The organism is Collinsella vaginalis, from assembly GCF_900176655.1.
In the GTDB taxonomy this organism is placed as follows: domain Bacteria; phylum Actinomycetota; class Coriobacteriia; order Coriobacteriales; family Coriobacteriaceae; genus Collinsella; species Collinsella vaginalis.
Window position 1 is genome coordinate 459,917 of the sequence record NZ_LT838843.1, and the last position, 14,302, is coordinate 474,218.

General features: G+C 64.2%; 10 protein-coding genes and 1 tRNA gene. 10 read left to right on the forward strand and 1 reads right to left on the reverse strand.

Going from position 1 to position 14,302, the window contains the following annotated elements; genetic code table 11:
• Positions 1-205: 205 nt before the first annotated feature.
• Positions 206-415: a helix-turn-helix domain-containing protein gene (locus tag CAP13_RS03670; protein WP_085830272.1), complete on the forward strand. Its 210-nt coding sequence runs from the start codon at positions 206-208 to the stop codon at positions 413-415.
• 634 nt (positions 416-1,049) lie between these two features.
• Positions 1,050-2,747, forward strand: a complete 1,698-nt coding sequence (locus tag CAP13_RS03680; protein WP_085830274.1) for a phage/plasmid primase, P4 family — start codon at positions 1,050-1,052, stop codon at positions 2,745-2,747.
• Between the two features lie 682 nt (positions 2,748-3,429).
• Here the strand turns inward: CAP13_RS03680 and CAP13_RS03685 are convergent.
• Positions 3,430-3,503 (reverse strand) — tRNA-Gly (locus CAP13_RS03685).
• A 425-nt stretch (positions 3,504-3,928) separates the two neighbouring features.
• Between CAP13_RS03685 and CAP13_RS03695 the strand changes: the two genes are divergently transcribed.
• The 8 genes from CAP13_RS03695 to CAP13_RS03730 form a co-directional block, all read left to right on the forward strand.
• Positions 3,929-4,786, forward strand: a complete 858-nt coding sequence (locus CAP13_RS03695; protein ID WP_085830275.1) for an NYN domain-containing protein — start codon at positions 3,929-3,931, stop codon at positions 4,784-4,786.
• A gap of 347 nt (positions 4,787-5,133) precedes the next feature.
• Positions 5,134-6,714 (forward strand): hypothetical protein, encoded by a 1,581-nt coding sequence (locus CAP13_RS03700; protein ID WP_143764878.1) that lies wholly within the window; start codon positions 5,134-5,136, stop codon positions 6,712-6,714.
• Positions 6,715-6,726: 12 nt separating this feature from the next.
• Positions 6,727-7,707 carry a glycosyltransferase family 2 protein gene (locus CAP13_RS03705; RefSeq protein WP_085830277.1) on the forward strand — a complete coding sequence of 327 codons (981 nt, stop codon included), beginning with the start codon at positions 6,727-6,729 and terminating at the stop codon, positions 7,705-7,707.
• 572 nt (positions 7,708-8,279) lie between these two features.
• Positions 8,280-9,368 (forward strand): iron-containing alcohol dehydrogenase family protein, encoded by a 1,089-nt coding sequence (locus CAP13_RS03710; protein ID WP_085830278.1) that lies wholly within the window; start codon positions 8,280-8,282, stop codon positions 9,366-9,368.
• 14 nt (positions 9,369-9,382) lie between these two features.
• Positions 9,383-9,820, forward strand: coding sequence for a 2-thiouracil desulfurase family protein (locus CAP13_RS03715; protein WP_085830279.1), 438 nt, complete (start codon positions 9,383-9,385; stop codon positions 9,818-9,820).
• A 478-nt stretch (positions 9,821-10,298) separates the two neighbouring features.
• Positions 10,299-13,112, forward strand: coding sequence for an isoleucine--tRNA ligase (gene ileS / locus CAP13_RS03720; protein WP_085830280.1), 2,814 nt, complete (start codon positions 10,299-10,301; stop codon positions 13,110-13,112).
• 22 nt (positions 13,113-13,134) lie between these two features.
• The gene (gene lspA / locus CAP13_RS03725) at positions 13,135-13,749 is read left to right on the forward strand and encodes a signal peptidase II (protein WP_085830281.1); all 615 of its coding nucleotides are present in this window, start codon (positions 13,135-13,137) and stop codon (positions 13,747-13,749) included.
• Positions 13,739-14,302, forward strand: a 564-nt coding sequence (locus CAP13_RS03730; protein WP_245798890.1) for a pseudouridine synthase, incomplete at its 3' end; no start/stop codon positions are given. The genes lspA and CAP13_RS03730, both read left to right, overlap by 11 nt.

Consider the following 14,302-nt stretch of genomic DNA (forward strand, 5'->3'; position numbering starts at 1 on the left):
GGCCTTTTCGTTTCAACTGTTTTCGAGCTTCTTGATAATTCGTCCTCACTGAAAGAAAGAGGGCGGTATTTGCTTTTCGAATCTGATAGAAGCACGCTGTTTCCGCAGGTAGAACGGTCCTTTTTGTTTGCTATGGTCTGAGTTGTTAACCGAGGGCGCACCCGCACCCCAGAGACGGGCGCAAGACGCCCAGGAAGGACAGACCATGTGCAAGAAGACTACGGGCGAGCTTATCGCCGAGGTGACGGAGGGGGCGCAGGCCGTCGTATCGCCGAAGGCCGCTGCGGCTTTCCTCGACTGTCATGAGCGCACCGTCACGCGCATGTGCGAGCAGGGCAAGCTGAAGGCCGTGAAGGTCATGAGCATGTGGCGCATCAACCGGCGCGCCCTGCTCGACTTCGCGGGTGTGGAGTAGTGTCCCCAAAAGTTGAGCCGCCCCTCTGCTACACCACATACCAAAAGGGACGGCTCATAGGGACCACGGGAAGGCCCCAAGGCGATGATACCCGAAGCCTGCGTTTGCTTGTCAGGGTCGATTCGGCGGAGGTCTTCGAGAGCAAGCCGACTAAGCGCCAGGCTGCGGCGATCAGCCGTCGAATAATGGAGAACGGGGCGGCGCGCGCTGTAACCCCCGAGGGTTTAGCGCAGGCCCTGTCATGGGGTTATTCCATCATGGGGGGCCTCTGCGTCGGGAGGCGTTCGCCGGACCATTGGAAGCAGCAACAGGTTTGGTGCATCGACGTGGACAACGACCCCGCAATGACTTCGCGCGGCTGGACCCCCCTTGCGTACACCGAAGCCGTGATCAGAGCGCTCAGGCGAGGTCTGCCCCTGCTTGTCAGCTACGAGACGTTTAGCAGTGATCCCGACCCGCTTGCACCCCCGGAGCGCGAACGCTACCGCTTGCTGTTCGCAAGGGCGCGACCCACGCGGGACCCCGCCGAGGGGGAGCGTTTCGGGGCGGCGTTGTTAGCGGCGTACCCAGAGGCTGACCGCTCGACAACCCAGTTAAATCGGATCTTCTACGGGACCGATAAGGAGGTTCTGCTGTGGCACAGCACGAACATAAGATAGGGGGCGGGCAGCCCGCTCGACAGCCCTTCACATTGCCGTGCACAATCGCGGAGGGGGCTAGGAACGACACGCTGATGAGGTATGCGAGTTCCCTTCAGGCAAAGGGTTGCGATGATGACGAAATCATGCGGCGTGTGCTGGAGGCGAACGCGACACGTTGCGCCCCGCCGATGGGGGAATCGGAGGCGAGGGGGATTGTCAGGGGCGTGACCACTCGTTACGAAAAAGGGCCTTCAAAAGGATATGGGAAGGCATGCAAGCAGACTGAGCGGAATGCGGAATCCCCGTTCGACAGGCTACTGTCGGAAGGCACAAACGACCGCGTGCTATCGCGCGTCTTCGGGGACATGTACCGGCCCCGCCTGCGTTGGGTGTGCGAGGCAAACAGCTGGTTCACCTACGATGGGACGCGATGGGCGGACGGGACTTCGGGCGGCAAGGAGCTTGCCGAACGGCTCATGAAGGATTTCGTTGAACGGTTGTGCCGCTGGGCGTGCTCCATTGAGGATCCCGACAAGCGAAGTGCTGTAATGAAAGAGGCCGCTAAGTACAACGGGGAAAGTAAACGCAGGCACCTGCTGGAGGACTCACATGAGGCTTTGAACGCTCATATTGCCGACTTCGATAACGACAAGAACCTGTTCAACGTGAAGAACGGAACTCTTGTGCTTCGCCCCGATTTCATCTTTCGGCAACATGACCCCGCCGACATGATCACGAAGGTTGCGGGGTGCGAGTACGATCCCAATGTGGGCTACGGGGAGTGGCTTGAGTTCCTTAACCGCACGTTCGAGGGGCGTGAGGACGTGACGCCTTTTCTTCAACAGCGTATGGGGCTTGCGCTCGCTGCAGACACATCCCTTGAATGCTTTTACATCGTTATCGGGGCTACCCGAACGGGCAAGTCCACGTTCTGCGAGGCCGTGGCAAGCGTGTTTGGGAGCTATGCAGGGACAGCTGACCCAGCGACGTTTTATTGCTGTAAGCGAAGCAGTGGAAGTGCAACGCCCGATTATGCGGCGTTCAGGGGTGCGCGCTTTATCACGGTCCCCGAGCTGCCCGAGCGAATGCCCCTCGATATCGCCCTCGTGAAAAGGTTGACGGGCGGGGATGTGATCAGTGCGCGCAAACTCCATCAGGATTATTTCGAGTTTCGTGCGGAGTGCGCCATTCTGATCAATTCCAACTTCTTGCCCACACTCAGCGACAATACCCTGTTCACATCTGACCGAATCGTCGTCGTTCCGTTTCGAAACAAGGTTCCTGAGGGCATGCGTGACCTAGGCTTGAAAGAGCGAATGAAGGGAGAGGGGTACAAGAGCGGCGTCCTCAACTGGTTGCTTGACGGCTTGAAGCAATATGGGGCCTTCGGCACGGATGTTCCCCAGACGTGCAGGGGCGAAGTGGAGGCGTACAGGGATAACGCCGATGTGCTGGGAGAGTTTATCGAAGAGTGTTGCGAGTGGTTCGAGGGCGCGAAGACCAGCGGAATCGACGTTTACACGCGTTACAGCGAATGGAGCAAGGAAAGGGGGCACGGCACGTTGTCCGCGCGGAGCTTCTACGACAAGTTGCGAGACATGAACGTGACGGTAAAAAGGGGCGTGCCCGATAGGGGCAAGACGCAGGTGCGCAATTGCGTCTTCGGGTTGACGGTATCCCCGCTTGCCTAGCGTCGTGCATTCCCCTAGTACGCAAAACGTACTAATTCAAATATTCCTTCGTAGAATATATATAGGGAAAAACTCTGAGTAGTACGGAAAGCGTACTAGACGGGCGGGGCCTCCATTGCGGGGGCTTCGCTTTTTTGCGCGGGAAGACCCGTGAACACCGATGTGCGAAAACGAGGTATAGCTATCGGACAGTGAGAGAACGGGTCGTGTGAGCCGTGCCGAGGCCCCAGGGGGGTCTTTTTTCAGGGTACGCAGGCCACCACGCAGCACCAGGGCCGGTATACCCCCGCACCCGGTTTTTCCATGGCGCTGATCAAATAGTTCGGGTCTTCCCGACGCCGGGGTGCTCCGCATTACGGGCCTATGAGGCCGCTGTAATACCGAACATGAAATTGCGAGCGTGGGGCGGCGTCTCTCCCCGACATCGGAAGGTCCGCCCCACGGCATAGGGCCGAACAGACGGAAGTTCTTTCACATCAGAATGAGGTCGTGCGTCCCGCTAGGGGGATCTGTTATGCCGCCGGGGCCAGGAAAAGGATAGGTGGAGGAGGTGCCCCCGTCCCAAAGTAATCTCGTCATGTTTATTGGGGCGGTTTCTGTCATATTTCTGTCATGCGCATCTGTCATAGATTATGAAAACAAAATAGGCCAGAGTTTTAACCACTCTGACCTGCGTCTTTTATGGAGCGGGCGACGGGAGTCGAACCCGCCTCATCAGCTTGGAAGGCTGAGGTTCTACCGATGAACTACGCCCGCTTGACGAGAAGGCATTATACCGTACTCGCTGCGGGCGCGGCGAGGAACATTCAATTCGCCCTGAGATCTGCGAAGAATCTCACGCCCTCTAGTCCGCTTGGTAATACTCAGTCAGCTTACACCAGGACTCGAGCGATCTCGATCATGGCCGGAGCGGCTTCTTCCAAGAAGTCCCGGTATCCGCAGTAATCGTTGCGATAATACGTCACATTTAAACGCTTGCAGTTGCGATGACATATTCGTTCAAAGGGGCAGTCGGCGCAACAGGTGCAGGCTCGACGCGGTTCTTTTATGAAAGGCTGCTGCGGTCCAACTCGAGCCGCGGCGCCCCGGCACGCCGCCCCGGGGCGCCGCGGCCTCGTGATCCCGAGCGCCGCCCTGGCGGTACAATGGACGCAACCGATACCTGTTGAGAAAGGGCCGCCATGCCTTTGTACGCCTCCGACGCGGAACCCCGGTTCGCCATCTTGATCGACGCGGACAACATCTCCGAGAAGTACGTCTCCATCGTCCTCGAAGAGGTCGCGAACGCGGGCGTGGCAACCTACAAGCGCATCTACGGCGATTGGACGAGCACCCGCATGACCAGCTGGAAGAACTGCCTGCTCGACAACTCCATCACGCCGATCCAGCAGTACAGCTACACCTACGGTAAGAACGCCACTGACTCGGCGATGATCATCGACGCCATGGACATCCTCTACTCAGGTAACGTCGACGGCTTCGCGATCGTCTCCTCGGACTCCGATTTCACGCGCCTGGTGGCCCGCCTGCGCGAGAGCGGCATGCAGGTCATCGGCATGGGGGAGCAGAAGACGCCCAAGCCCTTCATCTCCGCGTGCAACCAGTTCAAGTACCTTGACCTGCTCTATTCGGAGGGGGAGAAGGCGAAGGCCGCGGAGGAGGCGGCCGAGAAGCAGGGCCGTCGTCGCCGTCAGGGCGCGGGGACGGCCGCTGATGCGGAGGCCGTCGAGGACGATGACGCCTCGAAGGAAGTCGCCGCCTTCGGCGAGATGACCCGCGCCGACCGCAGGCGCCATCTGAAGGCCATCCGCTCCGCGATCTCTGCGATCATCGACGCGTACGGTGACGAGGACGGCTGGGTGACCCTGGGCCAGCTCGGCGACCAACTCTCCCGCCGCCTGCCCGACTTCGACGTGCGAAACTACGGCTACAAGCGCCTTCGGCCCTTCCTGAACTCGCTCGGTGTCTACGAGTTCTACGACCCCGAGGGCGAGTACGGTCTCCAGCAGATCTACCTGCGCGAGCGCGACGAGGACTAAGGACGCGCTGCGGTGCTTGGCCCGCCGCTACGGCCGAATCCCATCGCCAGGGATGCTTGCCATGTCCGGCGAGCTGCCCGTCTGCCAGCAGATCGGTGCTGGCGTGTGCTTCGGCACCCCGATGACGCAGCGGTTTCGCCCTCCGCGGCCCTCATGACGGGGTGGGGACATGGAGGCGAGCTTATGCCCCGCGTGCATGCGGGAGGGCGTTGGGTTCGGGCCTCCTTTTCGGTTGAGCGGTCGGTTTCCGTTCAACCCCCTGGTGTATAATCCGGTCGTCTTCGATCCCAATCGAGTTCAATTCTGGATGTTGCCGGCCGGGCTGGCGACCCGAGGAGCCGTCAGAGATGAGTGGCCAAAACAATCGGCTTTTGCGTATGCAGCTGGCGGTCTGGGTGGTCGGCCTGATCCTCCTCCTCTCCGGATCGTTCCACGGTTCCATCTGGTTCGATGAGAGCTACACGCTCGCCCTCGTGCACAAGTCCTTCACGGATATCTGGACCATCGGGGGAAATGACGTGCACCCCGTCCTCTACTATGAGGCGTTGCACATCCTCTACCTCGTTGTCGGAATGAACGTCACGGCGTTCCGCCTCTTCTCGGTCGCGGGCATCCTCGCGACGGCGCTGCTGGGGCCCGCAGTCGTCCGGCGCGATTGGGGCGCGGTCTCGGGCCTGGTATTCTCCGCCGCGGTGTTCTTTTGCCCGTACTATCTCTTCATCGGGAACCAAATTCGCATGTACTCCTGGACGGTCTTCGCCGTCGCCGTCTGCCTGCTCATGGCCCTGCGGATCATGCGCAGTGGGGAGGGGGACGCGCCGCGCCCCCGCCCGTGGGGGACATGGCTCGCCTTTTTCGTCGGCAGCTGGTCCGCGGCGAGCCTGCACTATTACGGGGCGCTCACAGCCTTCCTCATCAACCTCATGCTGCTCGCGCACCTGATTTGCGGGCGCCGCTTGCGTGACGTCGCCAAGCTTCTCGTCGGTGCCGTGTGCCAGATCATCCTCTACCTGCCGTTTCTCGCCGTGCTGCTTCAGCAGATCAGCGGGGTCAGCAAGGGGTTTTGGATTGAGTTCGAGATCCCCACATCGATATTCGAGATCCTGTGCTTCCCCTTCCTCGGCGAGGCGGGCGTCAATGCCGTTGAGGCGGCTGAGGACGGTTCCATCGCCCTGCAGTGGGGGCTCGTCGTGCTTGCGGTGGCCGGTGCCATGATCGGCGCGGTCGCTGTCATCCGACATCGTCCGTCCGGTTGTCGTGCGGTCGCGCTATGGAGCTCCCTCGGCGTGTACTTTGGTGTGATCCTCCTCGGCGTCCTCGCCTACGCCGCGGTGGACACGGTCGTCCTCTACTACCGATACCTCTCCATCCCGCTCGTCGCCGTGCTGCTCGCCCTCGCGTTGCAGCTGGGCAGCCGCATCGAGGCGGGGGCGCTTCGGGCGCCGGTTGCCATCGGGGCTCTCGCCGCGGTTGCCGTCGTGGCCCAGGGCGCCTTCTGCCTGAGCGCCTATGACCCGGCCAACCGGCGCGTCGTGGAGGAGATCGAGAGCACCACAGGGGACGGTGCCGGCGCCGTGCTCTATGGCGATATCGTCAGCGCGGGCGCCGTATCCCAGAGCCTTTCCGCCCCGCTGCCAGACCAGCTCTTCCTCGATTGGCCCATGGGCGGGTGGGGCCTGGCGTATGAGGCCTATCAACCGGAGCTGACACTTTCGAGCACGGCCGCGGACACGTTGGCCCGTGCAGGGGACGCCCCCGTCTACGTGCGCGCCGAGCGCGGACGCAAGAGCGTCTCCGACCTTGAGGGACTTTCGGGATACCAGGAGTTCCTGAGCGGGAGCGGCCTGCGCGTGCAAAGCGTCCAGACGATCTACCGGCCATATGAGAACCGCACGTACTTCGTGGTGCGCTGCGGGCGCGCGCAGTAGGGGCTGATGCCGATGAAGATCTCGATCGTCGTGCCATGCAAGAACGAGGGGGATGCGCTCCCGGTGCTCCTGCCGGCGCTCGCCAGCTCGTTCGCGTCCGTGTGCCGCATCTGCGACGCCGGGTCTCCCTGGGAGTTCGAGATCGTGCTCGTCGACGACGGCTCAGACGATGGGACGCTGACGGCGTTCAAGGACGCGGGCGCCTATCTCGATGCGGCATCCGTACCGGGTGCCCTCAGCGTGCGCTGGATCTCCTTCTCGCGCAACTTCGGCAAGGAGGCCGGGATCCTCGCGGGTCTCGAGGCCGCCAGCGGCGACCTTGTGGCAACGATGGACGCAGACATGCAGGACCCCCCGGATCTCCTTCCCGAGATGGTGACCCGGCTGCTCGACGGCGATGCCGAGGTGGTGGCGGCCCGTCGCGTGACGCGCGAGCACGAGCCTGTCATGCGGTCCTGGTCGGCGCGGTGCTTCTACATGCTGATGCGGCGCCTGACGGGACTCGATCTCGCCGATGGGGCCCGGGATTACCGACTCATGAAGCGAGAGGTTGTGGACGCGGTCCTCTCCCTCCGCGAGCGGAACAGGTTCTCGAAGGGCGTGTTCTCATGGGTGGGGTTCAAGACGGAGTGGCTGCCCTACGAGAACGTCCAGCGCGCGGCGGGGGAGACGGCCTGGAGCTTCTTCCAGCTGGTCCGCTATGCCGTCGACGGCATCGCCTCGTTCACATCCGCCCCGCTGTACGCGTCGTTCGCGCTCGGGTCGTTCCTCTGCGCGGCCTCGTTGCTGGCCTTCCTGTTCATCTTCATCCGCGCCCTCGTGTGCGGCGATCCCGTGGCGGGCTGGCCGTCACTCGCCTGCATCATCGTCTTCCTCGGTGGATTGCAGCTCTTCTGCGTGGGATTGATTGGCTTCTACCTCGCGAAGACCTACGAGGAGGCGAAGCGCCGACCCCATTACATCGTGCGCGAATCGGGGGAGCTGAAGCTGTAGGGGGGTGCCTGAGGGGTCCAGCCGGTGAATGTCGAGGGCTGTTCGCCATGTGGAGGCAGGCACCTGCTGTGCGCTAGTCCTGTGCAAGATGCGGGCGTGCATTCTTCTCCTGTAAAACGTCATCTCGATGCCGTTCCAAAGCGAATTTGCATCAAAGTGCCGACGAGATGACGTTTTGCTCGCCAGTTTCTTTTCGTGGGCTCATGCAGTCGCCCGTCTCTAGCAGCTCCGCTTCACAGCCTTCCCATGGTTATCCGCTTTTTGCCTTCAAAACGGCATCTCGACATCGTTCCAGAGCGAATTTGCATCAAGGTGCCAGCGAGATGACGTTTTCCATGCTTTGCGAACTACCCAGAGCCACCGAACCAGCCTGCACTCTCGCGTCACCACACGTATCTGTCAAAGGCCACGGCTTCGACACGGCCGCCCACCTCTGCGCCGCTTTCACCCCACGCCCGCTCCAGTTCCCGTATCATAAGTGGGTTTCCGATGTGAAACCCGCAGGGTCACAGGGACACTCGGGCTATAATGGCCGACACCATGAACTTGATCCCGACCGAGAGCGAGGGCGCATGCGCACCATCCAGATGAGCGATTACACCGTGGGCGAGGATTGTTTCGAGGCCGCCCCGCAGGCGCTTGCCCAGTACGGCGCAAAGAAGGTGGTCCTCGTGGGAGGTGAGCGCGCCCTGGCCGCCGCGTCCCCGGCCCTGCTCGAGGTGCTCGCCGCCGCCGACATCCAGGTGCTCGACACCATCGTCTACGGCACGGACTCCACGCAGACCAACGTGGACAAGCTCGCGGGCGACCCCAACTTCCGCGACGCCGACGTCGCCTTCGCCATCGGCGGCGGCAAGGCGATCGACACCGTGAAGACCGCTTCCCTCGCCCTCGGCAAGACGGTGTTCTCGGTGCCCACCATCTGCTCGAACTGCTCTGCGGCAACCGCCATCGCCGTCATCTACCATGACGACGGATCGCTCGACCGCTACGCGTACCCAGCCGCCCCGGCGCACATCTTCATCAATCCCAAGATCATCGCCGAGGCCCCGGCCACATACTTCTGGGCCGGCATCGGCGACGCCCTCTCCAAGCAGCCCGAGGTTGAGTACGCCACAAGCGCGGGCAACCTCACCCACACCGGTGAGCTGGGCCTTTCTCTCGCGCACACCTGCACCGAGCCGCTCATGACCTATGGCGCGCAGGGCCTGGCCGACGTCCGCGACGACCTCTCGAGCGAGGCCGTGAAGCGCGTCGCCCTCGACATCCTCGTGAACACCGGCTACGTGAGCAACCTCACGAACCAGCCCGACTTCTACTACAACTCCTCGCTCGCGCACGCGTTCTACAACGCCACGACCGGCATTGAGCGCGAGAGGCGGACGCATCTGCACGGCGAGGTCGTGAGCTTCGGCGTCCTGGTGCTGTTCTCATACACGGGCAACACGGCCGAGCTCGAGCGCTACGCCCACTTCAACCGTTCCATCGACCTGCCGGTGACCTTGGCCGAGCTTGACCTCGATGAGAGCCACCTCGCCCGCATCGCCGAGCTCGCGCAGAGCACGAACGAGTGGCGTCAGGCCCATCCGCAGCCCTTCGAGGTGTCGCGCTTCATCGAGGCCATGCGCGCGGCCGATGCATACGGGCGGAGCCTGCTGTAGGGACGGCGTGAGCCGTGCGTATCTGCGTTTCCGCCTGCCTACTGGGTCAACGCGTCAAATACAACGGGGGAGACAACCTCATCTCCGGCCTTGCCGAGCGCCTCCGCGGGCATGAGGTCCTGCCGGTCTGTCCCGAGGTGGCGGGCGGGTTACCCGTCCCACGCCCTCCGGTTGAGCTCGCCCGTGGTCGCGTGCTCACAGCGGATGGCGTCGATAAGACCGATGCGTTCCACGTGGGCGTCGAGGCGGCGCTCGCCGCCTTGGATCTGGACGGGGTGGGAGTCGACCTCGCGATCCTGCAGTCGCGCAGCCCGAGCTGCGGGGTCAACGAGGTCTACGACGGGAGCTTCACGGGCCGGCTCATCCCTGGTCAAGGGCTCTTCGCAGAGGCCCTCGCCGCGCGTGGTGTCCGGATCGTGGACGCCGCCGGCCTCGACACGCTCGACCTCTGATTCGTGCGGAAACGCGAACCGCGTAGCCGAGATGCTGCATCCACGCGTCCCGAACGACAGTCCCGTGTGATCGTTCCGTTACGGGCGCCGGGGCCCGCATGACCGCGCATGCCAGGTGGTACAATCCCGGTCACAGGCGTTGAAGGGGAGGAGTACCCAGGTCCCTGCGCATCTGAGAGAGCGAGCGGCAGCTGAGAGGCCCGCATGCGCACCCTGGCGAATATCACCCCGGAGCCGCGGTCCCAACGGGCAGAGGACACCTCAAGCCCCAGTAGGCGCTGCCGGGATGGCCGTCGTCACAGGCCAGCCGAGTAACGGGCGAAGATGGCATGCCATCCGAGCCTTAGGCTGGGTGGTATAACGAAGAGCACGTGCGCGGACCGGCACCTTGCCCGCGCAGAAACCAGGCGCTTCGTCCCAGCTTTGAGGGACGGGCGCTTTTTTCATGCGCCCACGACGAGGAAGGGGGCGAGGTCTCATGGCCAACGAGTACAAGCAGACCATGAACCTGCCGAAGACGAAGTTTCCCATGCGCGCCGCGCTCGCGCAGCGGGAACCCGAGCGCCTGCGCTCGTGGCAGCAGAACCGCGTCTACGAGCAGATGCTCAAGAAGAACGAGGGGCACGAGAAGTTCGTCCTGCACGACGGCCCCCCGTACGCGAACGGCCCGATCCACATCGGCCACGCCATGAACAAGATCTCGAAGGACATCATCAACCGCTACTGGTCCATGCGGGGCTACCAGACGCCCTACGTGCCCGGCTGGGACTGCCACGGCCAGCCCATCGAGCACAAGGTCGAGCAGACCGTGGGCACGGAGCGGTTCAACCAGATGTCCACGCCCGAGATCCGCGAGATGTGCAGCGAGTTCGCGGTCGAGAACATCGAGCTCCAGAAGGCCGGTTTCCGCCGCCTCGGCGTGCTCGGCGACTGGGACCATCCCTACCTCACGCTCTACCATGAGCACGACGCTGCCGACATCGAGGTCTTCAAGGCCATGTTCGACCGCGGCATGATCTACCGCGGGCACAAGCCCGTGCATTGGTGCCCGGTCTGCCACACGGCCCTCGCCGAGGCGGAGATCGAGTACGGCGACGAGACGAGCCCCTCGATCTACGTGCGCTTCGAGCTGACCTCGAAGCCCGCGGGCCTCGAGTCCTACCCGGGACCGGTCGACTTCGTCATCTGGACCACCACCCCTTGGACGATCCCCTCTGACCAGGCCGTCTCGCTCAAGCCCGGCGCCGCCTACGTGGCCGTCGAGCACGAGGGCCGCGCCGAGATCATGCTCGAGGCACTCGCGCCCAAGGTCTGCGAGATCGTCGGCTGGGACTACACGCCCGTGCTCGTGGACGGCAAGCCCTACGTGGTGCCAGCGGAGACCTTCTACCATCTGCGCTACCGCCAGCCTGTCTTCGACGGCGTCGAGGGCGTGGCGCTGCTCGCCGACTACGTGGGCACCGAGGACGGCACGGGCATCGTCCACAACTCGCCCGGCCACGGCATGGACGACTACTACGTCGGCATGCGTGAGGGCTTGGACATCGTCATGCCCGTGGACGACGACGGCCGCTTCTATGTGGGCGACACGATGGGCACCGGCGGGCCGTTCTCGGGGATGGAGATCAACGAGGCGAACCCCCACATCATCGACTTCCTGCGCGAGCGCGGCACGCTCGTGGCTGAGAAGAAGATCGCCCACAGCTACCCGCATTGCTGGCGCAGCAAGAACCCCGTGATCTTCCGCGCGACGGACCAGTGGTTCGTGGCGATGGACGAGACGGGGCTCCGCGAGGAGGCGAGCGACCAGATCCGCAACCACGTGCGCTGGTACCCGGCGCACGCCGCCAACCGCATCGGCGCCATGGTCGAGCAGCGCCCCGACTGGTGCATCTCGCGCCAGCGCAACTGGGGCGTGCCGATCCCGAGCTACACCTGTGCCGACTGCGGTGAGAAGGTCATGAACGACGACACCCTGGACGCGGTGATCGCGCTCTTCCGCGAGAAGGGCTCCGACGCGTGGTTCACTGACGACCCGGCGAGCTACCTCGGTGACGCCTGCACCTGCCCGTCCTGCGGCGGCCACCACCTCACGGCCGACCGCGACATCCTGGACGTCTGGTGGGATTCGGGTGTCTCCTGGCGCGCGGTCTGCGAGGGCCGTCCCGAGCTCACCTACCCGGCCGACCTCTACCTCGAGGGCTCCGACCAGCACCGCGGCTGGTTCCAGAGCTCGCTGCTCACGAGCGTCGGCGCCAACGGGCACGCCCCGTTCAAGGCCGTCGTCTCGCAGGGCTTCACGCTTGACGGTGAGGGCCGCAAGATGTCGAAGAGCCTGGGCAACGTGATCGACCCCAACGCCGTCAGCGACGAGATGGGCGCTGATATCATCCGCCTCTGGGTGGCGAGTGTGGACACCTCATCCGACGTGGCGATCGACCACGAGATCCTCGCGCGCACCGCGGACGCGTACCGGCGTTTCCGCAACACCCTGCGCTACCTGCTCTCGGTGGTGGGAGACGATTTCGACCCGGAGCGCGACGGCGTGCCCTTCGCCGACCTTCAGCCGCTCGACAAACTCATGGTGGCCCGGCTCACCGAGGTTCAGGCCGAGGTCGATGCCGCGTACGGCGCCTACGAGTTCAACCGCGCCTATCGCGCCCTCTACGATTTCGTGGTGACGGAGCTCTCCAACGTCTACCTCGACGCCCTGAAGGACCGCCTCTACTGCGACGGGGCGACCTCGCCCGAGCGTCGGAGCGCCCAGACGGTCGTCGCCGAGCTCCTCTCCATGCTCTTGCGAGACCTGCAGCCGATCCTCGCCTTCACCACCGACGAGGTCATGGACTTCGCGCCGGCCGGCTGCCGCGACCACGTGGAGCGTGCGGCCCTGCTCAGCTGGTACGAGGCTCCCATCACGCTTGAGGAGGCGCAGACGTGGCTACCGACCCTCGCCGCCGCCCTTGAGCTCCGCGGCGCGGTCACAAAGGCCATCGAGGATGCCCGCGCCGAGGGCTCCTTCACCAAGAGCCAGCAGGTCCGCGTCAAGGCCACGCTGCCTGAGGGCCTCTTTGGGCTCCTCACGGGCGATGCCGTCTGCGATCTGGCCGAGTTCTTCATCGTCTCCGCGGTGGAGCTCGAGCGCGGTGACGAGCTCGCCGTCGAGGTCATGCCGGCGGAGGGCGAGAGCTGCGACCGCTGCTGGAACTACCGTGTGAGCACGGGAGTCCACGGCGAGCACGCGCACATCTGCGACCGCTGCGCCGCGGTGCTCGCCGCGCAGGCCCAGTAGGGTCGCGATGAGGGACGAACGCATGAACAGGGGCGGGGGCATCGACGACCTCGAACAGGGGCCGCGTGCCTTCACCCCGCCCCGCTCCTGGCGCGTGAGCGTGGCGCTCGCGGTCTTCGGCCTCGTGCTCCTGATCGACCAGCTCACGAAGGCGGCTGTGCGCTCCGCGGCCACCGCCGGCGGAGGGCTCTGGGAGGCGCCCGCCATACCGGGAATCCTGAGCCTCAAATTCGTGCGCAACACCGGTGCGGCGTTCAGCTTCGGCGAGGGGTTCTCCGGCTTCTTCGTCCTGCTCGCCATCGTGGTCGTCATCGGGGTCGCCGTCTATCTCTGGCGGACCCCACTCGTCTCCCGTGTCGAGGTGGCGGGCCTCGCGATGGTGGTGGGGGGCGCGGTCGGCAACGCCCTCGACCGGCTGCTCTTTGGGTATGTGACGGACTTCTTCGCCACCGAGTTCATGGACTTCGCTGTCTTCAACGTGGCCGACATCGGAATCACCGTCGGGGTCGTCGTGGCCTTCCTGGGTTTCGCGGTCCTCTCGCCGGCGAACAAGGTCGATGCGACGGAGGAGCTGAACCGCCGGGATGACGAGGCGCGCCGGCGCCGTGAGCGGAAGCGGGCGGACCGTGGACGATAGGCTTGAGCAGGAGGTCTCACCCACCGAGGCGGGCCAGCGCCTCGACGCCTGGTTGGGCTCCCGGACGGGCGTCCCCTCGCGCTCGGCGGCGGCGCGTCTGATCGAGGAGGGTGAGGTCACCGTCAACGGCGTGCCGGAGGATTCCAAGCGCTACACCGGGCGTGCCGGTGACGTCATCGCAGTCGAGCTCCCTGAGCCCGCTGCGGCCGGTCCGGTCATCGGCGAGCCCATACCCCTCGACATCCGCTTTGAAGACGAGTATCTGATCGTCCTATCCAAGCAGCGCGGCCTCGTCTGCCACCCTGCTCACGGGCATGACTCTGGCACCCTGGCGAACGCCCTCGTGTGTCACTGCGGCATCGACCACCTGGGCACTGTCCAAGGTGAGGACCGCCCCGGTATCGTGCACCGGCTCGATCGGGACACCTCGGGACTCATGCTCGCGGCCAAGGACGACGACACGCAGCGCGCCCTCCAGAATCTGATCCGCACGCGCACCCTCGACCGGCGCTACATTGCCCTCGTGCACGGGGGGATCGCGATGGGGGAGGGC

Coding starts and splice junctions, on each gene's coding strand:
- CAP13_RS03670 (WP_085830272.1), top strand. CDS start 206: ATGTGCAAGAAGACTACGGGCGAGCTTATCGCCGAGGTGACGGAGGGG.
- CAP13_RS03700 (WP_143764878.1), top strand. CDS start 5,134: ATGAGTGGCCAAAACAATCGGCTTTTGCGTATGCAGCTGGCGGTCTGG.
- ileS (WP_085830280.1), top strand. CDS start 10,299: ATGGCCAACGAGTACAAGCAGACCATGAACCTGCCGAAGACGAAGTTT.
- CAP13_RS03710 (WP_085830278.1), top strand. CDS start 8,280: ATGCGCACCATCCAGATGAGCGATTACACCGTGGGCGAGGATTGTTTC.
- CAP13_RS03695 (WP_085830275.1), top strand. CDS start 3,929: ATGCCTTTGTACGCCTCCGACGCGGAACCCCGGTTCGCCATCTTGATC.
- CAP13_RS03705 (WP_085830277.1), top strand. CDS start 6,727: ATGAAGATCTCGATCGTCGTGCCATGCAAGAACGAGGGGGATGCGCTC.
- lspA (WP_085830281.1), top strand. CDS start 13,135: ATGAACAGGGGCGGGGGCATCGACGACCTCGAACAGGGGCCGCGTGCC.